General features: G+C 69.6%; 21 protein-coding genes. 9 read left to right on the forward strand and 12 right to left on the reverse strand.

Annotated features, from left to right (window positions below):
* Positions 1-27 precede the first annotated feature (27 nt).
* On the forward strand, positions 28-1,314 hold the full coding sequence (locus OMP43_RS02220) for a glycoside hydrolase family 130 protein (protein WP_280277943.1): 1,287 nt from the start codon (positions 28-30) through the stop codon (positions 1,312-1,314).
* Positions 1,315-1,348: 34 nt separating this feature from the next.
* Here the strand turns inward: OMP43_RS02220 and OMP43_RS02225 are convergent, their stop codons facing one another.
* Positions 1,349-3,373 (reverse strand): oligopeptide transporter, OPT family, encoded by a 2,025-nt coding sequence (locus OMP43_RS02225; RefSeq protein ID WP_280277944.1) that lies wholly within the window; start codon positions 3,371-3,373, stop codon positions 1,349-1,351.
* A 203-nt stretch (positions 3,374-3,576) separates the two neighbouring features.
* On the opposite strand from OMP43_RS02225, the gene OMP43_RS02230 reads away from it, so the two are divergent.
* The 3 genes from OMP43_RS02230 (at position 3,577) to OMP43_RS02240 (ending at position 5,534) form a co-directional block, all read left to right on the forward strand.
* Complete coding sequence (locus OMP43_RS02230; RefSeq protein WP_280277945.1) at positions 3,577-3,900, forward strand: metalloregulator ArsR/SmtB family transcription factor; 324 nt, start codon at positions 3,577-3,579, stop codon at positions 3,898-3,900.
* Entirely contained in the window at positions 3,897-4,325 is a 429-nt protein-coding gene (locus OMP43_RS02235) for an SRPBCC domain-containing protein (RefSeq protein WP_280277947.1), read from the forward strand. The genes OMP43_RS02230 and OMP43_RS02235 overlap by 4 nt, the downstream gene beginning before the upstream one ends.
* A gap of 141 nt (positions 4,326-4,466) precedes the next feature.
* A complete protein-coding gene (locus OMP43_RS02240; protein ID WP_280277949.1) occupies positions 4,467-5,534 on the forward strand; it encodes an AI-2E family transporter in 1,068 nt (355 codons plus the stop codon).
* Between the two features lie 114 nt (positions 5,535-5,648).
* On the opposite strand, the gene OMP43_RS02245 is transcribed toward OMP43_RS02240, so the two are convergent.
* The 4 genes from OMP43_RS02245 to OMP43_RS02260 all read right to left on the reverse strand — a co-directional run bounded on the left by OMP43_RS02245 (position 5,649) and on the right by OMP43_RS02260 (position 10,936).
* Entirely contained in the window at positions 5,649-7,316 is a 1,668-nt protein-coding gene (locus OMP43_RS02245) for a helicase HerA-like domain-containing protein (protein WP_280277950.1), read from the reverse strand.
* Positions 7,317-7,387: 71 nt separating this feature from the next.
* On the reverse strand, positions 7,388-8,884 hold the full coding sequence (locus tag OMP43_RS02250; RefSeq protein ID WP_280277951.1) for a DegQ family serine endoprotease: 1,497 nt from the start codon (positions 8,882-8,884) through the stop codon (positions 7,388-7,390).
* A 94-nt stretch (positions 8,885-8,978) separates the two neighbouring features.
* On the reverse strand, positions 8,979-9,830 hold the full coding sequence (locus OMP43_RS02255) for a protease modulator HflC (RefSeq protein WP_280277953.1): 852 nt from the start codon (positions 9,828-9,830) through the stop codon (positions 8,979-8,981).
* Positions 9,827-10,936: a protease modulator HflK gene (locus OMP43_RS02260; RefSeq protein ID WP_280277955.1), complete on the reverse strand. Its 1,110-nt coding sequence runs from the start codon at positions 10,934-10,936 to the stop codon at positions 9,827-9,829. Before OMP43_RS02260 ends, OMP43_RS02255 begins: the two co-directional genes overlap by 4 nt.
* 70 nt (positions 10,937-11,006) lie before the next feature.
* Between OMP43_RS02260 and OMP43_RS02265 the strand changes: the two genes are divergently transcribed.
* On the forward strand, positions 11,007-11,963 hold the full coding sequence (locus tag OMP43_RS02265; protein WP_280277956.1) for a P-loop NTPase: 957 nt from the start codon (positions 11,007-11,009) through the stop codon (positions 11,961-11,963).
* Between the two features lie 4 nt (positions 11,964-11,967).
* Positions 11,968-12,396 carry a CoA-binding protein gene (locus tag OMP43_RS02270; protein WP_280277957.1) on the forward strand — a complete coding sequence of 143 codons (429 nt, stop codon included), beginning with the start codon at positions 11,968-11,970 and terminating at the stop codon, positions 12,394-12,396.
* On the opposite strand, the gene OMP43_RS02275 is transcribed toward OMP43_RS02270, so the two are convergent.
* The gene (locus OMP43_RS02275; RefSeq protein WP_280277958.1) at positions 12,381-13,967 is read right to left on the reverse strand and encodes a winged helix-turn-helix domain-containing protein; all 1,587 of its coding nucleotides are present in this window, start codon (positions 13,965-13,967) and stop codon (positions 12,381-12,383) included. The genes OMP43_RS02270 and OMP43_RS02275 overlap by 16 nt on opposite strands.
* A gap of 164 nt (positions 13,968-14,131) precedes the next feature.
* On the opposite strand from OMP43_RS02275, the gene OMP43_RS02280 reads away from it, so the two are divergent.
* Positions 14,132-14,431, forward strand: coding sequence for a UrcA family protein (locus OMP43_RS02280; protein WP_280277959.1), 300 nt, complete (start codon positions 14,132-14,134; stop codon positions 14,429-14,431).
* A 50-nt stretch (positions 14,432-14,481) separates the two neighbouring features.
* Here the strand turns inward: OMP43_RS02280 and OMP43_RS02285 are convergent, their stop codons facing one another.
* Together OMP43_RS02285 and OMP43_RS02290 are read right to left on the reverse strand one after the other, a co-directional pair.
* On the reverse strand, positions 14,482-15,594 hold the full coding sequence (locus OMP43_RS02285) for a class V aminotransferase (RefSeq protein WP_280277961.1): 1,113 nt from the start codon (positions 15,592-15,594) through the stop codon (positions 14,482-14,484).
* Positions 15,591-16,355: a tryptophan 2,3-dioxygenase gene (locus OMP43_RS02290; RefSeq protein ID WP_280277963.1), complete on the reverse strand. Its 765-nt coding sequence runs from the start codon at positions 16,353-16,355 to the stop codon at positions 15,591-15,593. Before OMP43_RS02290 ends, OMP43_RS02285 begins: the two co-directional genes overlap by 4 nt.
* Positions 16,356-16,477: 122 nt before the next feature.
* On the opposite strand from OMP43_RS02290, the gene OMP43_RS02295 reads away from it, so the two are divergent.
* On the forward strand, positions 16,478-17,440 hold the full coding sequence (locus OMP43_RS02295) for a hypothetical protein (protein ID WP_280277964.1): 963 nt from the start codon (positions 16,478-16,480) through the stop codon (positions 17,438-17,440).
* Between the two features lie 3 nt (positions 17,441-17,443).
* Here the strand turns inward: OMP43_RS02295 and dapD are convergent, their stop codons facing one another.
* Positions 17,444-18,262, reverse strand: coding sequence for a 2,3,4,5-tetrahydropyridine-2,6-dicarboxylate N-succinyltransferase (dapD, locus tag OMP43_RS02300; RefSeq protein ID WP_280277965.1), 819 nt, complete (start codon positions 18,260-18,262; stop codon positions 17,444-17,446).
* Positions 18,259-18,927, reverse strand: coding sequence for a pyrimidine 5'-nucleotidase (locus OMP43_RS02305; RefSeq protein ID WP_280277966.1), 669 nt, complete (start codon positions 18,925-18,927; stop codon positions 18,259-18,261). Before OMP43_RS02305 ends, dapD begins: the two co-directional genes overlap by 4 nt.
* A 163-nt stretch (positions 18,928-19,090) precedes the next feature.
* Here OMP43_RS02305 and OMP43_RS02310 point away from each other — a divergent pair, with 163 nt between their 5' ends.
* Positions 19,091-20,080, forward strand: a complete 990-nt coding sequence (locus tag OMP43_RS02310; protein ID WP_280277967.1) for an LLM class flavin-dependent oxidoreductase — start codon at positions 19,091-19,093, stop codon at positions 20,078-20,080.
* Positions 20,081-20,131: 51 nt separating this feature from the next.
* Here OMP43_RS02310 and OMP43_RS02315 read toward each other — a convergent pair whose 3' ends face one another.
* Positions 20,132-20,653 carry a hypothetical protein gene (locus OMP43_RS02315; protein WP_280277969.1) on the reverse strand — a complete coding sequence of 174 codons (522 nt, stop codon included), beginning with the start codon at positions 20,651-20,653 and terminating at the stop codon, positions 20,132-20,134.
* 221 nt (positions 20,654-20,874) lie between these two features.
* Complete coding sequence (locus OMP43_RS02320; RefSeq protein ID WP_280278098.1) at positions 20,875-22,182, reverse strand: HAMP domain-containing sensor histidine kinase; 1,308 nt, start codon at positions 22,180-22,182, stop codon at positions 20,875-20,877.
* Positions 22,183-22,214: the final 32 nt, after the last annotated feature.

Consider the following 22,214-nt stretch of genomic DNA (forward strand, 5'->3'; position numbering starts at 1 on the left):
GGTGCGGGGACAATGGCTGGGAGCCGAATGCTCGAACTTTTCAATCATGCGCTGCGTCTGCGTGCGGATCCTTCGCGCGTTGTGGTGCGGCCCTTCCACATTGCCTGGGCCTCGAACGGATCGGCGCCCAGCCGCACCGAGCGGCTGGTGAGCGAAGTGCTGGCGATGTCGCCCGGCGAGGCGCGCGGCCAGCTGGAGATCGTGCTCAAGGACTTCGAGGCGCGCCACTGGCAGACGCGCCGCGTGTTCATGACGCGCTATGACGAGATCGAGGCGATGCTCGGGCTCGACGGCAGTCAGATCGGCGACGAGAAGCGCCAGCTGATCGGCGCCTATTTCTGCCACGAATACAGCTATGCCGCCGCCGCGCTGATGAACCCCAGCGCGGTGCCGCATTACGACCAGACCGGCATGCCGCCCGGCTCGCTGCGCATCCTGATGAGCCTGCGCGCCGTGGGCGAAGGGCACATCTCCTCGGTCGCCTTCCGCGAAGGCATCATCACCGAGAACAACGAGCTGACCCTGGCGCCCGAGCCGCCCTTCGCCACCGCCGCCGATGCCCGCGAGGAGGACGAGGAGCATGTGCCCGAGGGACCGGTGACGGTCTATCGCCACCGCGACTCCACGCTGTCGGGCACGGTGATCTTCCCGATCACCAAGGCTCAGTCCAACGGCCTCGAGGACCTGCGCATCACGCATTTCCGGCACGAGGACGGGCAGGAGGAATGGATCGGCACCTACACCGCCTATAACGGATCGGTGATCCAGTCCGAGCTGCTGCGCACCCGCGACTGGCGCAGCTTCGACCTGGTGCCGATGTCGGGCAGCGCGAGCCGCAACAAGGGCATGGCGCTGTTCCCGCGCACCGTGAACGGCCGCTACATGATGCTCGGCCGGCAGGACGGCGAGAACATCTTCCTCCACGCTTCCGACGACATCACCCGCTGGGAAGGCGGCGAGCTGCTGATCAAGCCGAAATTCCCCTGGGAGCTCGTCCAGATGGGCAATTGCGGCCCGCCGATCGAGCTCGACCAGGGCTGGCTGATCCTCACCCATGGCGTCGGCGCGATGCGCAAATATTCGATCGGCGCCGCGCTGCTCGACAAGAACGATCCGTCCAAGGTCCTCGCTCGTTCGAGCGAGCCGCTGCTCGCCGCGGCGGACCAGGACCGCGAGGGCTATGTGCCCAACGTCGTCTACACCTGCGGCGCCATCCGGCATGGCGACAAGCTGTTCATCCCTTACGGCGTGGCGGACAGCTCGGTGGCGTTCGCCTTCGTGCCGATCGGGTCGATCCTCGCGCAGATGAAGTGAGCGGCGGCGGGGCGATCCCCGCCGCCTTCACCAATCAGCGATAATTCGCCTCGCCCTCGGCCGGGCTCTCCGGTCCGGCGCTCGCCGGCGTGCCGCGCACCAGCCTGCGCGTCATCGCATAGGCGATGGCGATCAGCCCGAAGAACAGCAGCGGCGCGACCCACATCGCCACGCTCTCGAAGCTTTCGCCCATCACCGCCAGCGGCGCGTCGTTGGGCGGGATCGGCGCGTTGCGGTTGGCCCAGGCGAGGATGCCGGCAAAGGCGACGCCGAACAGGCTCTCGCCCACGATCAGGCCGGTCGCCGCGAGCACGCCCATCCGCTCGGCGAACTCGGGATTGGCCTGGCGCTTTGCCCAGCGATCGTAGAAATGGCCGATCACCGCGCCGACCGGGATCAGCAAGGTGAGGCCCATCGGCAGATAGATGCCCATGCCCACCGCGAGCGGCGGCAGGCGCATCCTGCCGGCCTTGCCCAGCACTTCGTCGACGATGATCACGCCGACGCCGATCAGCGCGCCCAGCCCGATCAGGTTCCAGTCGATATCGCCGCCCAGCACGCCCTTGGCGATCGAGGAGATCAAAGCGGCCTGGGGCGCCGAAAGCGCATTGGGGCCGGCGCCGGGCATGCCGACAAAGCCGAGCGTGTTCTTGAGCAGGTCGAGCACCAGCGGGATCGCCAGGCTGCCGAACACCACGCCCAGGATCAGCGCGAGCTGCTGCTTCCACGGCGTCGCCCCGACGAGCTGGCCGGTCTTGAGGTCCTGGAGATTGTCGTTCGAGATGGTCGCGATCGAGAAGATGATCGCGGTGGTGAACAGCGCATAGGCGATCAGCGCGTTGGTGCGCGCCGGATCGCCCTCATGCCCGAAGACCGCGACCAGCAGCAGCGAGGCGCCGAGCACCGCGAGGATGCCGACGCCCGAGACCGGCGAGTTCGACGCGCCGATCAGCCCGGCCATATAGCCGCAGATCGCGGCGATCAGCACGCCGACGATCAGGACATAGGCGAGCGAGCCGCCGATCACCGCGAGCGGATGGTCATGGACCGGGCCGCCGGCCGAGAAGCTCCAGAGCAGCCAGGCGATCGGAACGAGCGTGGCGAGGGTGACCAGCGCCACCACGCCGATCGGCATGTCGCGCTCGGTGATGTCGAGCACCTGGCCGCCCTGGCGCGCGCGCGAGGCGGCGAGGGCGGAGCGCAGGCCGGCGACGATCGGCCCGATGATCTTGAGCAGCGACCAGATCGCCGCGACGCCGATCGTGCCGGCGCCGATGAAGCGGACCTGGCCGCGGAAGGTGGAGCTCACCAGCGCATCGACCGCGCCCAGGTCGCCGCCATGGGCGAAGTAGGGCACCAGCACCGTCCAGGAGATCAGCATGCCGAAGAACATGGCGGCGCCGACCGAGATGCCGACGAGATGGCCGACGCCGATCAGCAGCATCGACCAGCTGGTCGACCAGCCGGTGGCGGTGCCGCCGATCGCGAAATTCTTGCCCGCTTCCTCGGCCACCAGCTTCATCTTGGCGAGCAGCGCGAACAGCCCGGAGAAGATCGTGCCGGCGATCAGCGTGCGCAGGCCCGCGGCATTCTCCCGGTCGCCGGCGCCCGAGGCCGAGCCGACCTTGAGCACTTCGGCGGCGGCGACGCCTTCGGGATAGGGCAGGTCGGTGCCGGTCACGAGCGCGCGGCGCAGCGGCACCGAGAACATCACGCCGAGCACGCCGCCGGTGATGCACACCGCCACCGTGGTCCAATAGGGGAAGCCCGACCACCAGCCGACCATGATCAGGCCGGGCAGCACGAACACGATGGCGGCCAGCGTGCCCGCGGCGGACGCGATCGTCTGGACGATGTTGTTCTCGAGGATCGTGCCGCTCTTGAACGCCTTGAGGATCGCCATCGAGACGACCGCGGCGGGGATCGAGGTGGCGAAGGTGAGGCCCACCTTGAGGCCGGCATAGACGTTGGCGGCGGTGAACAGGATGGTGATCAGCGCGCCGAGGAGGATGCCGCGCAGCGTGAGCTCGGCCATCGGGCGAGACGATTGGGTGGCCATCGGGTCAGATCTCCGCGCGGAAAGTCGCAAAGGTCGCGATATCATCGCACGCGGGGGTTTCTCCCCGCGGCAAGACGCACGGGGCGGCCGGATCGGTAAGGAATGCGTTGGTCATCGGCGGAGCGTGGCAGCTGCGCGTCCGGTAGGACAGTGTTTTTTGCGCGGAGGTTGATTCTGATAACCTATGGGTTATGGGTTTGCGCATGGAGCCGACCGCTTTCGACACGCTGTTCCGCGCGCTGGGCGACCCGACGCGCCGCGCGCTGTTCGAGCGGCTGGCGCGCTCGGAGCTGACCGTGCGCGCGCTGACCGATGGGGCGGGCATCTCGCAGCCGGCGGTTTCCAAGCATCTCGCGGTGCTGAAGGGCGCGGGGCTGGTGCTCGACCGGCCACAGGGCCGCGAGACGCATTACCGGGCCGATCCCAAGGGGCTGGCGCCGCTGCTCGACTGGATGCGGCTGCACGAGACGCTCTGGGCCGGCAGCTTCGACCGGCTCGACGATCTGCTGAAGAGGATGGACCAATGACCGAGGCGCGCACGCTGGTGATGGAGCGCGAGTTCGCGCACGCGCCGGATAAATTGTGGCGGGCGATCACCCAGCCGCATCTGATCGCGGAATGGCTGCTGCCCAATGATTTCGCGCTGGCGGACGGCCATCGCTTCACGCTGCGGAGCCCCGGCGCGCCCGGCTGGAGCGGGCGGATCGATTGCACGGTGCGCGAGATCGAGCCGGGCCGGCGGCTCAGCTATAGCTGGAACACCGGCGGCGAAGGCGAAGCGATGCCGCGCTTCGAATCGGTGGTGACGCTGACGATCGAGCCGGTGGCGGGCGGCACCCGGCTGCGCATGGAGCAGACCGGCTTCACCAATGCCGCCAATTATGGCGGCGCGCGCCATGGCTGGGGCATGTTCCTCGATCGGCTGGAAGGCGTGGCGGCGGGGCTGGATTGAGCTTCCCGTCCCTGGAAGGGAGGGGTGGGTCGGGTCCTGGCGATATTGTGCGGTGGGTGCACGCGGCGACGTATCGCCGGGACGCCACTCACCCCAGCCCCTCCCTTGAAGGGAGGGGAGCGAAGAAGCTACGCTCCGCCCATGAACACCCGAACCGAAACGGCGCAGCGCGCCGCACGGCTGGCGCTGGTGGGGCTGCTGCTCCTCATCGGCCTGTGGATCGCGCATGGCTTCGTGCCGGCGCTGCTCTGGGCGGTGGTGCTCACCATCGCGGTCGATCCGCTGCACCTGAAGCTGCGTGCCTGGATGAAGGGCAGCCATCGCATCGTCATCCCGCTGATCATCACCGCGCTGGCGGCGCTGATGGTGCTGGTGCCGCTCGCCTTCGGCGTCGCCCAGGCGCTGCGCGAGGCGCATGACATCTCGAGCTGGATCGCCCAGGCCCAGGCGCAGGGCGTTCCGGTGCCCGACTGGGTGGCGCGGCTGCCGCTTGGCGGCGAAGCGGTGCGCGACTGGTGGCAGACCCATCTCGCCCGGCCCGAGGATGCCACGCAGCAGCTGCGCGCGATCCGCGGCGGGGAATGGCTGATCCATTCGCGCATGATCGGCGCCAATGTCGCGCATCGCGCGGTGGTGTTCGGCTTCACGCTGCTGACTCTGTTCTTCGTGCTGCGCGACCGCGACGCGCTGCTGGCGCAGGGCCGGCGCGCGGTGCTCAAGCTGTTCGGCCCCACGGGCGAGCGCGTGGGAGCGCAGGCGATCCGCTCGGTGCGCGGCACGATCGACGGGCTGGTGCTGGTGGGGCTGGGCGTGGGCGCGCTGATGGCGATCGTCTATCTGGTCGCCGGCGTCCCGCACCCGCTGCTGCTCGGCGGCGTCACGGCGATCGCTGCGATGATCCCGTTCGGCGCGCCGGTGATGTTCGCGATCGCGGCGCTGCTCCTGCTGCTCCAGGGCTCGGTGGGCGGCGCGATCGCGGTGGCGGCGATCGGCACCGCGATCATCTTCGTCGCCGATCACTTCATCCGCCCGGCGATGATCGGCGGAGCGACGCAGCTGCCCTTCCTCTGGGTGCTGATCGGCATATTGGGCGGCGTCGAGACGCTCGGCCTGCTCGGCCTGTTCATCGGCCCCGCCGTGATGGCGGTGCTGGTGATGCTGTGGCGGGAGTTCCTGGCCAATGGGGTGGCGGAGCAACGCGCGGAATAGCTTTTCCCCGGCGAAGGCCGGGGCCCAGTCTTGAAAGTCACGCGCCCTTGCGCGTCTTCGCGCGCACTCTGAGTCTGGGCCCCGGCCTTCGCCGGGGAAAGCGAGAAGGCGGACTTATCTTCCCTTGAACAGCCCGCCGAGCACGCCGCGCACCAGCCCGCCGACGATCCCGCCGCCCGCGCCGCGCGAGCTTCCGAAGATCGCCTTGGACACTTCGTTCGCCACCGCGCGGCCCGCCGCCGAGGAAGCGGAGCGGGTGGCCGAGTTGATCGCGCGGTTCCAGGGATTGTTCGCCGCCTCGCGCTCGGCCTGGCGCTGGGCCTGGGCGTCGAGCCGGGCCTGGCGATCGGCGTCGCGCTGATCGGCGAGGCGCTGGCGCTCGGCCTCCTTGGCGACCCGCGCATCCTCCTTGGCCTGGGCGGCGGCTGCCTTTTCCGCCGCGTCCTTGGCCTGGGCCTCGGCCGCCGCCGCCGCGGCTTCGGCCGATTTGGCGGCGAGCAGCTCCTCGGCGGATTCGCGGTTGACCAAAGTGTCGTACTTGGTGCCGATCGCGTCGGTCTGGATCAGGATCTTGCGCTCGTCGGGCGTGACCGGGCCGACGCGCGAGGCCGGCGGGCGGATCAGCGTGCGCTCGACCGGGCTCGGCGCGCCGTCCTCCTGCAGCAGCGAGACCAGCGCCTCGCCCACCTTGAGCTCGGTGATCGCAGTGGTCACGTCGACCCCGGGATTGGCGCGGAAGGTGGTGGCCGCCGCCTTCACCGCCTGCTGGTCGCGCGGGGTGAAGGCACGCAGCGCGTGCTGGACGCGGTTGCCCAGCTGGCCGGCGATCGTGTCGGGCACGTCGATCGGGTTCTGGGTGATGAAATAGACGCCGACGCCCTTGGAGCGGATCAGGCGGACGACCTGCTCGATCTTGTCGAGCAGCGCCTTGGGGGCATCGTCGAACAGCAGGTGCGCCTCGTCGAAGAAGAAGGCGAGCTTGGGCTTGTCGGGATCGCCCACTTCGGGAAGCGATTCGAACAGGGCGGAGAGCAGCCAGAGCAGGAACGTGGCGTAGAGCTTGGGGCTGGCCATCAGCTTGTCGGCGGCGAGGATGTTGACCAGGCCGCGGCCCTTGTCGTCGGTGCCCAGGAAATCCTGGATCGCCAGCGCCGGCTCGCCGAAGAAATTGGCGCCGCCCTGGCTGCGCAGCTGGAGCAGCGAGCGCTGGATCGCGCCGACCGACTGCTTCGAGACATTGCCATAGGTGGCGGTCAGCTCGTCCGCCCGCTCGGCGCAGTGGGCGAGCATGGCCTGGAGGTCGTCCAGGTCGAGCAGCAGCAGCCCGTCCTTGTCGGCGACGGTGAAGGCGATGGTGAGCACGCCTTCCTGCACGTCGTTGAGGTCCATCAGCCGGGCGAGCAGCAGCGGGCCCATCTCCGAGATGGTGGTGCGGATCGGATGGCCCTGCTCGCCGTACAGGTCCCAGAACTGCACCGGCGCATCGGCATAGGCCCAGTCGGCCAGGCCGATCTCGGCGGCGCGCGCCTTGAAGATCTCGTGCGTCTTGGCGGTGGGCGAGCCGGCCATGGCGAGGCCGGACAGGTCGCCCTTCACGTCCGCCACGAAACAGGGGACGCCGGCGTTGGACAGGCCCTCGATGATGCCCTGGATCGTCACGGTCTTGCCGGTGCCGGTCGCGCCGGCGATCAGCCCGTGCCGGTTGGCGCGCTTGAGGACCAGGGACTGCGGGTTCGCCCCGCCGGCGCCCGCCCCAATGAAGATGCCCGTCTCTCCCGCCATCCTTCGACTCCTAGCTTGGGAGTCTCGGGATAGAGGAGAAACGGGCATTCGTCAGCCCGAAGGGCCCGGTTTTAGTTGATGCCCACCGAGACGAAGCGGCCGACCGCGCGGCGCTGGACCCAGAGCAGGACATTGTTCTTGCCCGCGCTCTTCGCCGCCTGGACCTGCCGGGCGACATCGGCCGCGCTGGTCACCGGCTGGCGGTTGACCGTGGTGATCACGTCGCCGCGCTGCAGGCCCTTGCCCGCCGCGTCGCTCGCCTGGCTCACCTGGAGCACGACCACGCCGGTGGTGCTCGGGTTGACGCCGACGCTCTGGGCGATCTGCGGGGTGAGCGGCGCCACCTGCACGCCGAGCGAGGCCGCGGCCATCGTCTCCGTGTCGCTGCCGCCCGGGCCCGAATTATCGTCGTTCGGATCGAACTGGGCGAGCTGCTCCTCGGGCGGGCGGGTGCCGACCGTGATGCTCAGCGTCTGGCGCTTGCCGTCGCGGTAGAGCTCGAGCGGCACGCGCGTGCCCGGCTTCACGTTCGCGACGAGATAGGACAGCGTCTGGTCGGGCGTGACGTCCTTGCCGTCGACCTTGACGATCACGTCGCCCTGCTTGAGCCCGGCCTTCTCCGCCGGCTGGCCCGGCTCGACACGGGCGACGACGGTGCCCCGGCCCTTGGGCACGCCCAGGCCGTCGGCGATGTCGTCGGTCAGGTCCTGCATGCCGATGCCGAGATAGCCGCGGGCGATCTTGCCGCCCTTCATCAGCGTGTCGATCACCGGCTTGGCCTCTTCCGCGGGGATCGCGAAGCCGATGCCGACATTGCCGCCGGTGGGCGACAGGATCTGCGAGTTGATGCCGATGACGTTGCCGTTCAGGTCGAACATCGGGCCGCCCGAATTGCCGCGGTTGATCGAGGCGTCGGTCTGGATGAAGCGGTCATAGGCGCCGCCCTGGCCGGTGACGCGGTGCAGCGCCGAGACGATGCCGGCGGTGACCGAGCCGCCCAGCCCGAACGGATTGCCGATCGCGACGACCCAGTCGCCCACCCGGGCGCTCGTCGAATCGCCGAACTTCACGAAGGGCAGGTTGGTGCCCTCGATCTTGAGCACGGCGAGGTCCGACTGGGCGTCGTTGCCGATCAGCTTGGCCTTGAACTCGCGCTTGTCGGGCAGGGTGACCGTGATCGATTCGACGGTGGCGCCGCGCGCGCCCGCCGAGATGACGTGGTTGTTGGTCACGACATAGCCATCGGCCGAGATCAGGAAGCCCGAGCCGAGCGATTCGGCCTGGCGGGTGACCGGCTGGTTGCCGCCGCCGAACGCCTCGAACGGCGTGCCCGCGAACGGGTTGGCGTTCATCGTCACGCGCTGGGTGGTCGAGATGTTGACGACCGCCGGCTGCAGCTTGGCGACCATGTCGGCGAAGCTCATCGGCGCGCCGGCCTTGGGCGCGGCCGCCTGGATGGCGCCGGGCTCGTTCTGCGCGGTCTGCGCTCCGGCCGGCTGGTTGAGCGTCATCGTCGCGGCGGCGCCGCTCAGGAGGATGGCGGTAGTGAGAGCGTAAGCGTAACGCACGTGAGTCGGTCCTCTCAGACGAAGGAAAAGCGTTCGAACGGAATATTTGCGCCGAAATGCTGAACGGCGATTGAATATGAACGGATCGAAAGGCTCATCGTTGCCCCATGAATTCCTTCAGATAGGAATTGTTCGGCGACAGGATGATCGACGTATCGCCCTTGGCCGGATCGGTATTCAGGAACGTCGTCCGATATGAGCGCATCGCCCGCCAGAAATCGTAGAATTCCGGATCCTTGTTGAAGGCCTGGGCATAGATCTGCGCGGCCTGGGCATCGGCGTTGGCGCGGATGATCTGCGCGTCCTTCATGCCCTGGGCCTCGATCGTCTTGGCTTCCTGGTAGCGCGCCGTCTTCATCCGCTCGAACGCGCTGTCGAGCGGCGAGCCCGAGGGAAGCTCGGTCTGCTTGATCCGCACATCGACGATCGAGACGCCATATTGCGCAGCGAGCTGCTGGAGCGCGCCCTGGATATTGTCCATCACCTGGCCGCGCTCCGGGCTGAGCAGCACCGCGGAGGGCCGCTTGCCGAGCTCGTTGCGCAGCGCCGAGCGGAACAGCGGCTGGAGCTGGTCGCGCGCGCGCTCCTCGGTGCCGATGGAGACGACCATCTTGAGCGGATCGGTGACGCGGAAGCGGGCATAGGCATCGATCTGGAGCCGCAGCTGATCGGTGGAGAGCACCGGCTCGTTGGGCAGGTCGACCGAGAGCACGCGCTTGTCGACCCAGACGATCCGGTCGACGAACGGAATGCGGAAGATCGGCCCGGCATTGGTGCGGCCGAACGTCTCGCCCGAGCGCCAGGCATTGACCACGCGCTGGGGCTGTTCGAGCCGCAGGATCACCGCCTGCTTGGTCTCGGGCACGATCGCGACGGTGCTCATCACCACGATCACCGCGACGATGAGCGCGACGGCGATGCCGATGGGGCTGCGCAGCCAGGTCATTTCTGGTCTCCCTGCTGGGCCTTGCCGGCATCGGGGCGGATCCCCGGCAGCGGCAGATAGGGGGTGACGCCGGGCGCCTCGACGATGGTCTTGTTGGTGCGCGCCAGCACCTGCTCCATCGTCTCGTAATAGAGGCGGCGGCGCGTGACCTGGGGCGCGGTCTTGTACTGTTCGTAGATCTTGTCGAACTCGGCGGCCTCGCCCTGCGCGACGGCGATCACCTGCTGGGCATAGCCATTGGCGTTGTTGCGTGCGCCCTGGGCGCCCTGCTGCGCGGCCTGGACCGCCTTGAAGGCGTCGTCCACCTGTTCGGGCGCCGCCGCCTTGGTGAGCGCGACGCTCTGGATGCGGATGCCCGCATGATATTCGTCGAGGATCTTCTGCATCGCCGCCTGCACGTCGGACGAGATGCGGCCCTGGCCCTCGCCGATCGCCTCGGTGAGGGTGGTGGTAGCGATCACCGCGCGCATCGCGCTCTCGGCGGTGTCCTTCACCGTTTCCTTCGGATCCTTGATCTGGAAGGAATAGTCGGCGGCATCGGTGATGTACCAGTTCACCGAATAGGCGAGGTCGACGATGTTCTGATCGCCGGTGAGCATCAGGTTGGCGCCGCTCTCGGGGAATTTCTCGGTCCGCACGCTGCCGACATCGACGACATCGACCATCTGGATCGGCGCCGGCAGGGTGAACTTCACGCCGGAATCGAGCGTGCCGGTGTAGCGGCCGAGCGTGGTGACGACGCCGCGCTCGCGCGGGCCGATCGTGTGGAAGCTGGTGAAGATCACCCAGATCAGCAACAGGCCGACGATCACCAGCGTCCACAGCCGGGCGCCGCCCGGCGCGCCGGGAAAGCCGCCGCCGCCGCGCGCGCGGCGGAACAGCTCCTCGAACAGGCCGCCGCCTCCGCCGCCATTGCCGCCGCCGGGACGGGGGCGCCGGCCCTCGGGCGGGAAGGACCAGGGGTTGCGCGGGCCGCCGCCGGAGCCGCCCTTGCCGTCGCCCGAGCCGCCGCCATTTCCACTGCCGCCGCCGGAGCCCCAGGGGCTCTTGGGGGCTTCGTTCTGCAGAATGCCGGCCTTGCCCAGCCAGCTCATCAGGTTTGCCATTGCGCCTTTATAGGGGCGTGCGCGCGGATTTACAGTGGCGCGCGGCGATTGTGCGCCTATCTGGCACGCGATGACCGACAATGAAGCTCTTGCAGCCGCGCTCGAACCCGTCTCCGCCGGCCGCGCCACTGCCCGTCTCGAAGGGGCCCGCGCCAGCATCGTGCTCGACGTGACCGGCCTGGGCGAAGCCGCGCGCGCGGAGCTGGAGGCCGATGTCCGCGCCGCCGCCGCCGCCCTGCCGGGGGTCGACGCGGTGCGGGTGCTGATGACCAGCGAGCGCCGCACCCGGCGGCTGGTCGCGGTGGCGAGCGGCAAGGGCGGAGTGGGCAAGTCCACCATCGCCGCCAATCTCGCCATCGCGCTGCATGCGCGCGGGCGCCGCGTCGGGCTGGTCGACGCCGATATCTACGGCCCCTCGCAGCCGCGGCTGCTGGGCGTGGAGGGCGTGCGGCCCCAGGCGCGTGAAAAAGTGTTGCTGCCGGTCGAGACCCGTTTCGGCGTGCCGATGCTGTCGATGGGCGGGCTGGTGGCCGAGGGACAGGCGATCGCCTGGCGCGGGCCGATGGCGGGCGGCGCGCTCGGCCAGCTGGTCGACGCCGATTGGGGCGATGCCGAGCTGCTGGTGCTCGATCTGCCGCCGGGCACCGGCGACGTGCAGCTCACCATGATCCAGAAGCACAAGCCGGCGGGCGCGGTGATCGTCTCCACGCCGCAGGACCTGGCGCTGATCGACGCGACTCGCGCGATCGATCTGTTCAACAAGGCGGGCGTGCCGGTGATCGGCCTGATCGAGAACATGTCGGGCTATGCCTGCCCGCATTGCGGCGAGCTTTCCGACCCGTTCGGCGCGGGCGGCGCCGAGGCGGCGGCGGCGAAGCTCGGCATTCCGTTCCTGGGCCGCGTGCCGCTCGAAATGGCGATCCGCGCCGCTTCCGATGCGGGCGAGCCGCCCGCGGCGGGGAACGGACCCGCGGCCCAGCTGTTTGCCGGATTGGCGGGGCGGGTGGACGACTGGCTGAAAGGATGAAGCGATGCCGCTGACGCGGGACGAGGACATCAGGGCGCTGCTGGAAGGCGTGCGCACCATCGCGATGATCGGCGCATCCGACCGGCCCGACCGGCCGAGCTATGGCGTGATGGCCTTCCTCCAGCGCCAGGGCTACCGGGTGATCCCGGTCAATCCGCAGATCACCGGCGAGCATGTGCACGGCGAGTTCGTCTTCCGCGCGCTCTCGCAGATCGGCGAGCCGATCGACCTGGTCGACATCTTCCGCCGGCCCCAGGCCGCGGGCGAGGCGGTGGACGAGGCGATCGCAGCCGGGGCCCGGGCGGTGTGGATGCAGCTCGGCGTGATCAACGCGGAAGCCGCCGCGCGCGCCGAGGCGGCGGGGCTCCAGGTGGTGATGGATCGCTGCCCGGCGATCGAGATTCCCCGGCTGGGGATTCAGCCCGTCGCCTGATAGTCGGGCCGGACGCCCGCCGCTTTCCAGTAGCGGATCAGCCCGATCTCCCCGGCAAGGCGCGGGAAGCGCGGATCGGCGCGCATCGCGACGGTCGAGGGCAGGAACAGCATATGGGTGCGCCGGGCGGTGCGCCGGGTATAGGTGCCCTGCTCGGTGGAGAAGCGCAGCTCGCCCGGATCGAAGCCGCGGGCGAAATAATAGGCATTGGCGACGGCAAAGGCATCGTCGAGCCGGCCAAGCGCGGACAGGAACTGCATGCCGTTCTCGGCGAAGCCCGCGCCGCGGCGCGCGCCTTCGAGCGTGATGGCTACGGCCGCGTCGATATCGCGCGGCGCCCGGCTGAGCATCGCGCGCGCCACGGTGAGCACCTGCTCGAAATTCCAGTCCGGGATGCCGGTGGGGCGCGTCTCGCGATTCTCGCCCAGCGCGATCGCCTCGCGCATGCGGCCGGTGTACATCAGCAGGTAGAAGCGCGTGAACCATACCGCGAAATGGGTGGGGAACAGCGCGACCGCATCGTCCATCGCCTTGTCGGCCTCGTCGAGCCGGCCCGTGGCCCATAGGGACTGGACACGCGTATAGGCCAGCCCCGGATTGGGCGGGATGCGCTTCCAGATCCCGTCGAGCATGCCGGCGGCTTCGGCACAGCGGCCCACGCCGAGCATCAGGCCGGCCAGCGCGCCGATCAGCATCTCGTTGCCGGGATGCGGGACGAGGCTGGCGCGCAGCCCGCGCTCGGCGGCGAGCCAGTTGCCGAGCACCGGCTTGCCCAGCCCTTCCGCGGCGCGGGCATAGGCATTGCCGGGATCGAGCGCCAGGGCGCGGCGGCGCGCTTCCTCGGCGCGGGTGCGCATGTCCGCCTCGAACCGTTGCGGGCGGCCCACCGCCGCCGCCGAATAGGACAAGGCGAGCAGGCCCCAGCCATCGGCATAGTCGGGCCGCAGCATCACCACGCGGCGCAGCAGCCCGATCGACTGGTTGCTGCCCTCGACCGTGCCCTGGGTCATCGCCATCTGCGCCTGGATCATCAGCGGCGCGATGTCGTCGGGCGGCTTGCGCTGCGCGGGCGCGGGCGGCGGTGCCCCGAAGCGGCGCCAGGCGAGGAACCCGCCGCTCGCGGCCAGCGCCAGGCCGGCGCCGGTGACCATCGCGCGCCGGTCGAGCTTCAGGCGGTGCAGCTCGGTGCGCATTCCCTCCAGCGCGGCGTCGCGCGACGCGGGAAGCCCGGCGCCATCGTCGGCGCGCACCAGCCGATAGCCTACCTTGGTGACCGTCTCGATCCGGAAGCCGCGCTGGCCGATCCCCTCGGCCGCGCGGCGCAGGCGCGAGATCACGCGGTTGATCGCGTCCTCGCCGACGACGCGCCCCTCCCAGCAGGAGCGGGTCAGGTCGTCGCGGCTCAGGATCGCGCCGTCGGCCCTGGCGAGCGCGACGAGCACCTGCATCACTCGCGGCTCGAGCACTTCCTCGGCGCCGTCGTCGCGGGCGAGCTGGCGCAGCGCCGGGCGCACGTCGAGCGCGCCCAGCCGGAACCCTGCCTCATGTGCCAGATCGATGCGGCCCTCCACGGCCCTTCCATCTCCGTAATTCGCGTCGCGCGCCACCCTATCGGCGAATCATCGGCATTTCATCAGCTCTTCATCGGCTCGTCATCCTCTCCGCCGGGCGGTTTCCGGGCGATCAGGTCGAGGTCCCGGCACATGCCGGCAATTCCCTCGGAAAGGAGCCAGACATGCCCAAGTTCATCGCCGCCCTCGCCGCCGCCACGCTGATCGCCGCCCCGGCCCTGGCCGATGGCCGGCCGGACCGGAGCGTCACTGTCCGCCATGCCGATCTCGACCTGGGCAGCGCCGCCGGGCGCGCCGCGTTCAACCATCGCCTCGCCGCGGCGACCGAGCAGGTCTGCGGTTCCTATGCGGGGGCCGATCAGGACGATGTGCGCCGGATCCAGCGTTGCCGCGCCACCGTCGAGCGCGATGTCGGCCGCCAGCTGGCCGCCCGCTGGGGCGCCGCGCGGGTCGCCCGTCGCTGAGTTCCCTCACGGCCGGGCAGGGCCGCGCATTGCCCGCCCGGCCGCTTTTTCTAGCGGAGCCCGGCAAGCGCCTCGATCAGCTGCGCCACGTCGCGCGCGTCCTGATAGAGGCCGAAGCCGATGCGCAGCACGTCGCCGCGCACGTCGGTGATCACGTCCTCGGCCTCCAGCGCGGCCTTCCAGCGCTGGGCGTCCGGCGAGCGGAGCGCGAGGAAGCGCGCGGGGCTGCCCGGGTTGAGCAGCTCGGCCGCGATCGGCAGGCCGGCGAGCAGCTGCGCGCGCAGGCTATCGACATGCGCCGCGATCGCCGCGGTGGTCAGCCCTTCCTGGCGCAGCATGTCGCGCACCGCGACGAAGCGGTAGATGCCCGAGGGGTCGAAGGTCGCGCCCAGGAAGCGGCGGCCGTCCGGGGCATAGCCGATGCTGCCCGGCGGCAGCGACAGGTCCTCGAACTCGGCATACCAGCCGGTGACTTCCGGCCGCGGGCCGAAGCCGGGCGGCGCGTGGAGGAACGCGCAGCCTTCCCCGGCCATGGCGTATTTATAGCCGCCGGCGAGATAGAACACCCGGCCGGCCACCGCCGACAGGTCGGTCTCCAGCGCCATGAAGCCGTGATAGCCGTCGATCACCACCCAGGGGCCGTCGGGCCGGGCGAGCGCGGCGAGCTCGGCGATGCCCTCCAGCACATGGCCGGTGCCGAACTGGACCTGGCTGACGAAGATCAGGTCGTGCCCGCCCGCTCTGGCCCGCTCGGCGATCCGGTCGAGCGGCGCGCGCTCGACGATCGCCGTGCCCGCTTCCTCCCAGCGCGCGGCCTGGCGGCGGAAGCTGTGGAACTCGCCGTCGCTGGCGAGGATGCGCAGCGGCCGGCGCGGCAGCGCCGAGGCGATGGCGAGCAGCAGCGTGTGGGTGTTGGGGGCGAACACCAGCGTGCCGGGATCGGGCAGGCCAAGCTCGGCGGCGACATGCGCCTGGGCCGCGGGCCAGATCTCGCCCATCACCCGCTCCCATTTGCGGTCGGCGAGGCGCACGCCGTCCTCCCAGGCGGCGAGCTGGCCGACATAGGAGGCATCGGGCCAGAGATGGTGCGAATGCGCCGCGAAGTGCAGCCGCTCGGGCGCCGCCGCCAGCGCGCGCTGGAACAGGTGCTTGTAGCTGGTCACAACTGGGTCCGCAGCGTCCAGAGCTCGGGAAAGGCGCGCTTGGCCAGGGTCGATTCGAGATAGGGCACGCCGGGCGTGCCGCCGGTGCCGGGCTTCATGCCGATCACCCGGCTCACCGTGATGACGTGCTTGTGCCGCCAGGTGGCGAGCGCATCGTCGATGTCGACCAGCTTCTCGGCGAGCTGGTACAGTTCCCACCAGCGCGTCGTGTCGCGATAGACTTCGGCCCAGGCATCCTCGACTGCCTTGCTCGGCACATAGGGCGCGCGCCAGTCGCGCGCCAGCGCCTCGGCCGGCACGGCGAAGCCGGCGCGGGCCAGCGCGGCATTCGCTTCGTCCCACAGGCTGGGCAGCGCCGCGACCTGGGTGGTGAGCGGCCCCGGCACTCCGCCGCCGCGCAGGCCCAGCATCGTCTCGACCGCGCGGAACTGGTCCGACTGGAAGCCCGAGCTGGTGCCCAGCACTTCGCGGAAGCGCGTATAGTCGCTGGGCGTCATCGTCGCGAGCACGTCCCAGCTGAGCGTCATCACCGCCTGGATCCGGCTGACCCGGGCCAGCGACTTGTACGCCTCTACCGGCTTGTCCGCGCGGACCAGGTCGAGCGCGGCGCGCAGCTCGGCGATCATCTGCTTGAGCCAGAGTTCCTTGGTCTGGTGGATGATGATGAAGAGCAGCTCGTCATGCCGGTCCGACAGCGGATGCTGGGCCGCGAGCAGCTGGTCGAGGGCGAGATAGCGCCCATAGGTCATGCTTTCGGTCATGCCCCGGCATATCGCCTGGCGCAGGCCCCTGCATCCGTTTTCGTGGCTTTTGCGATTGAGCGGGGAAGGCGCGCTCCATAGCCTTTCCCGGCCGCCGATCCGCGGCGGGAAAAGGGGGCTTCATGTTTCGCTTCGGTGCCGCGCTGGCCGGCGCATTGCTGCTTTCCGCCTGCTGGGCGGACGATCGCGACGGCACCGTGACGGTGCGCCCCTCGGCCGATGCGCCGGGCGGATTCCGGCTCGTCTCCACCCTGGCCACCCCGACCTATCCCAAGTTCGCCGACCTGACCGGGGATCGCAGCTTCGTCTCGAGCTGCGCGAAGCAGATTCTCAACACCATGCCGCCCACCTATGGCGCGGCGACGCTGCCCGACCAGGGCCTCGCCTTCGCCTATACCGACGCGACCCAGGTCTGGGCGGTGACCGGCGACGGGCTGGGCCTTTCCTTCGGTCCGGCGAACGTCGACACCAGCCTGCCGGCGGGCTTCCAGGCCTGGGCCAAGCCCGGCATCGGCAGCTTCACCGACCGGCTGCGCTACCAGACGGTGGGCATCGTCGGCATCGGGCCGTTCGAATATATGCGGACGGCGCAGGTGATCACCAATGCGAGCGGCGCGTCGACCACCTATAACTGCATCATCGGCGTGCCGACCGAAGTGAGCGATGTGCCGGCGACTTCGCTCGTGACCTACCAGGCGGTCTATGGCGGCAGCGGCTACCGGACGATCACGGGCGGCGCGACCAGCCCCTTTCCGCTCGGCAGAAGCACCGTGGCGCTCCAGGCCGATCTGCTGACCGGCACGGTGACCACCACGATCCATTTCATCGGCACGCCCGCCTCGGGCCCCGATGTCGATCTCGGCACGGTGACCGGCACGGCTGCGATCGATCCGCTGACCGGCGCCTATTACGGCACCAGCTGGTCGAGCGCCGACATGACCGGCGTCACCGGCCAGTTCAGCGGGCGCTTCTACGGCCCCCAGGGCAAGGAGACGGCGTTCGTGCTCACGCTCGCCGCCAATTCGGCCGCCGCCAGCCCAGCCTACACGCTGCGCACGGCGGCAACCGTGATCGGCACCCAGTGAGGATCAGTCGCGCAGCAGCTCGTTGATCCCGGTCTTCGAGCGGGTCTGCGCGTCCACCGTCTTGACGATCACCGCGCAATAGAGGCCGGGCTTGCCCGCCTCGCCCGGGACCGTGCCCGGCACGACCACCGAATAGGGCGGCACATGGCCGCGATGGACCTCGCCGGTCGCGCGGTCGATGATCTTGGTCGAGGCGCCGAGATAGACGCCCATCGAGAGTACCGCGCCCTCGCCGACGCGCACGCCCTCGGCCACTTCGGCGCGCGCGCCGATAAAGGCGCCGTCGCCGATGATCACGGGGTCGGCCTGGAGCGGCTCGAGCACGCCGCCGATGCCGACGCCGCCCGACAGGTGCACGTTCCGGCCGATCTGCGCGCAGCTGCCCACGGTCGCCCAGGTATCGACCATCGTGCCCTCGCCGACATGGGCGCCGATATTGACGAAGCTGGGCATCAGCACCGCGCCCCTGGCGATATACGCGCCATGGCGGACCACCGAGCCGGGCACGGCGCGGAAACCGGCCTGGCGGAACGCGTCCTCGCCCCAGTTCGCGAACTTCGACGGCACCTTGTCGAACCAGTTGGCGCCGCCCGGGCCCTGGATCACCTGATTGTCGTTGAGGCGGAAGCTGAGCAGCACCGCCTTTTTCAGCCATTGGTTGACCTGCCAGCCGCCCGCGATCGGCTCGGCGACGCGCGCCCCGCCGCGGTCGAGCAGGTTCAGCGCCTCGGCCACCGCCTCGCGCACCGCGCCCTCGGTGCCGAAGCCCAGATTGGCGCGGTCTTCCCAGGCGGCGTCGATGGTCGTCTGCAGGTCGGTCATGCGGAAGTCTCCAGGATGCTGTGGAGCCACGCTCCGAGATCGTTGACGGTATAGTCGATGAAGCCGCGATCCATGTCGGGCGCCTGTTCGGAGCCGTTGTCGATCCATACCGTGGTCATGCCGATCGCCTTGGCGGGCTTCAGGTTGCGCGCCATGTCCTCGACGAACAGGCTGTGCGCCGGGTCCAGGCCATAGGCGTCGCACAGGCCCCGATAGGCCAGCGGGTCCGGCTTGGGGCGATATCCCGTGGCATGGACGTCATGGATCGCCTCGAAGGTGGCGCCGAGGCCGAGCCGGTCGAGCACCCGCGTCGCATAGGGTGCGTCGCCATTGGTGAAGACGAGCTTGCGGCCGGGCAGGCGGGCGAGCGCCGCGACCAGCACCTCGTTCACTTCGAGCACGCCCATGTCGACGTCGTGCACATTCGCCAGATAATGGTGCGGATCGGTGCCATGCTCGGCCATCAGCCCGGCCAGCGTGGTGCCGTGCGCGTGGAAATAGCCCTTCTGCACCTTGTGCGCCTCGGCCGCGTCGAGCCCGAGCAGATCCTGGACATATTGCCCGATCCGCGCGTCGATCATCGCGAACAGGTTGGCGCTCACCGGGTAGAGCGTGTTGTCCAGATCGAAGATCCAGTTGCGGATGTGCGACAGGGCGGGGTCCATGTCGGGGCGTCTAGGCAGTGGCGCGGGGGGAGGCAATGCCCCCTGTCGTCATCCTGGCTTTCGCCGGGATGACGGATATGGGCCGGAGCGACGGATGATTGCTTCGGCCCCGACGACGAAAACTTTATGGCGGACGCGGAGGGGCCTCCCCATCTGGCCGGTCATGACCGCCTATTCGCTGCTCGACCTCGTGCCCATCGTCCAGGGCGGAAATGCCGCCCAGGCGCTTGCCAATGCCGCCGATCTCGCCGCCCATGTCGAGGGGCTCGGCTATACCCGCTACTGGGTGGCCGAGCATCACGGGATGGACGGGATCGCCAGCGCCGCGACCGCGGTGGTGATCGCGCATGTCGGCCAGGCGACTTCGACGATCCGCATCGGCGCGGGCGGGATCATGCTGCCCAATCATGCGCCGCTGCAGGTGGCCGAGCAGTTCGGCACGCTGGACGCGCTCTTCCCCGGCCGCGTCGATCTCGGCCTTGGCCGCGCGCCGGGATCGGACCAGCGCGTCTCCGCCGCGATTCGCCGGGGGCTGGACAGCGACGGCAGTGAATTCCCGCGCGACGTGGCGGAGCTGCAGAGCTATTTCGCCGATGACGGCCGCACCGGCATCCGCGCCACGCCGGGGGCGGGGGCGAAGGTGGATATCTGGATCCTCGGCTCCAGCCTGTTCGGCGCCCAGCTCGCGGCGATGCTGGGGCTGCCCTATGCCTTTGCCTCGCATTTCGCGCCCGGCCTGCTCGACGAGGCGATGGACATGTATCGCCGCAACTTCCGCCCTTCGGCGGCGCTGGAGAAGCCGCATCTGATGCTGGGCTTCAACGTGTTCGCCGCCGATACCGATGCGGAGGCGGAATATCTCGCCAGCTCGCAGCAACAGGCCTTTGTCGCGATCCGGACCACCGGCAAGGGCATCCAGCTGCCGCCGCCGGTGCAGGGCTATCGCGAGAGCCTGGGCGGGCATGGCAATGCGATGCTCGATCAGGTGCTGTCGGCCAGCGCGATCGGCGGGCCGGACAAGGTGCGCGCGCAACTCGCCGCCTTCATTGCCCGTACCGGCGCCGACGAGCTGATGCTCACCAGCGCGATGTTCGATCACCAGGCCCGCAGGAAGAGCCTGTCGCTCGCCGCCGAGGCGATGCGGGGGCTGTGATCCCCGATATTCGCCGCCTGGTGTGGTGGCTCTGGTTGTGGGGCGCTAACCTCACGCCTGCCGGTCGATCACCCGGCCGGTCGCCGGGCCGCCACTGCCGTTCGTCCGAGCGTTGCCGCCATAAGTGGCCGAGCCTGACGCGGCGGCGTCGCGCAGCTTCTGGAGGAAGGCCGTCATCGCGTCGAGCTGGCGCGCTGCGGCTTCGCTGATCGGCGTGCCGGCCTCGTCGCCGGCGCGATCGCCGGCCGATGGCGGCGGGCCGCCGGAACCGCTATCGGGCCCCTGGGCGAAGAAGCGCCTCAGCTCGGCCGCCTGGCCGTCGCTGAGCGCGCCGCTTTTCGCCTGCGCGTCGATCAACCCGTCGATCCGGCGCTTCATGTCGCCCGGGTTGCCGCCGGCACCATCGGAGGCGGGGCCCGCCGAGGCGAGGCTGGAATCGATCGCGTCGAGCGCGCCACGCAGCGCATCGCGGTCGTCGGCGCTGATCGCGCCGGCCGAAGCCGCCGCCGCGATCCGTGCGTCCAGCCGGGCGCGCGGATCCATCCGCTGCGGTGTCGAGGAAATGGAAGTCATCGCTGATCCTTCGCGTCTGCAATCCCCGCCCGGAGCCTGGCATACGGAAGCTAATATATTGTAAATAAAGGATTATATCGCTTGGGATCGCGATTGGGCGGCGCCGGCCCCAGAAACCGGCGCCGCCACGTGACCCGACGGACAAAAGAGGGCAATCCGCGAGTTCGCGAACGCTTTGCGTCCAGTTCGTCGCAGTCGAATTTCAGTTTGTTGCAATCGCTTCAGCTGGCGGCGGGCAGGCGCAGGCGCACGAGCAGGCCGCCCAGATCCTCGCTTTCCTCGAGGCTGACGGTGCCGTCATAGATCTCGGCGACGTCGCGCACGATGGCGAGGCCCAGGCCGGTGCCGGGCTTGCCGCTGTCGAGCCGCACGCCGCGATCGAAAATGCGGATACGATCCGCCTCGGGGATGCCGCGGCCGTCGTCCTCGACAAGGATCTCGACGAACCCGGCCTGGACCCCGGCAGTGATGAACACGCTGCCGCCGCCATATTTGGCGGCGTTCTCGACCAGGTTGCCGAGCAGGTCGTCCAGGTCCTGCCGCTCGATATGGGCGACCAGGTCCTTCTGCCCGTCAATGTCGATGCGGACATTGGGATAGAGCCGGGCGACGGCGCGCTCGACCGCTTCGATCGACGGCCAGACCTGGGCGCGGCTGTGCGCCGAGCCGCGGCGGCCGACGGCGCGGGCGCGGGCGAGATGGTGGTCGATCTGCCGGCGCATCGTGCGCGCCTCGCGGATCACTGCCTGGGCGAGATCGGGCTGGCCGGCGGCCGCGGCGTTCATGATCACGCTCAGCGGCGTCTTCAGCGCATGGGCGAGGTTGCCGGCGTGGCGCCGCGCTTCCTCGGCCTGGCGGTCGTTATGCTCGACCAGCGCGTTGAGCTCCTCGACCATCGGCGCGACTTCGGCGGGCATCGCGCCTTCGACGCGGGTCGATTCGCCGGCGCGCAGCCGGGCGATCTCCTGGCGCACCCGGCGCAGCGGCAGCAGCCCGTACCAGGTCTGCAGCGCCACCATGATGATCAGGCCGAGCCCGAGCAGCACGAAGCTGCGCACCAGGGTGCGGCGCAGCTGGGCGATCTGCCCGTCCAGCGTCTCGCGGCTCTGCGCCACCTGGAAGCGCCAGCGCACGTTCGATCCCGGCAGCACCGCGTCGCGCTCGGCGACGCGCAGCAGCTGGCCGGGAAGCTGGCGGCTGTCATAGACATGGACGTTGGTGTCGCTGTGCTGCTGGTCGACCTTCAGCTTCTGGTCCCAGAGCGAGCGCGACGGAAAGGCTTCATGGCCCCTGCCGCTGATCTGCCAATAGGCGCCGGAATTATATTCGAGGAAGCGCTGGTCGGCGAGCTCGCGATTGAGCATCACGTCGCCATTCTGGTCGAGCTCGGCGGAGAAGATCATCGCCTTGAGCAGATAGTCGAGCTGGTCGTCGAAATTCTTGGTGACGGTGGTCACCAGCACCCGGTCGAGCGCAATGCCGCCGCCGACGAGCAGCAGCATGATCCAGGCGGTCGCGACCAGCAGCATGCGCCGGCTGACTGACCCGGTGGTGCGCACAT

It is taken from the genome of Sphingomonas sp. CBMAI 2297 (assembly GCF_029870595.1).
Taxonomy (GTDB): Bacteria; Pseudomonadota; Alphaproteobacteria; order Sphingomonadales; family Sphingomonadaceae; genus Sphingomonas.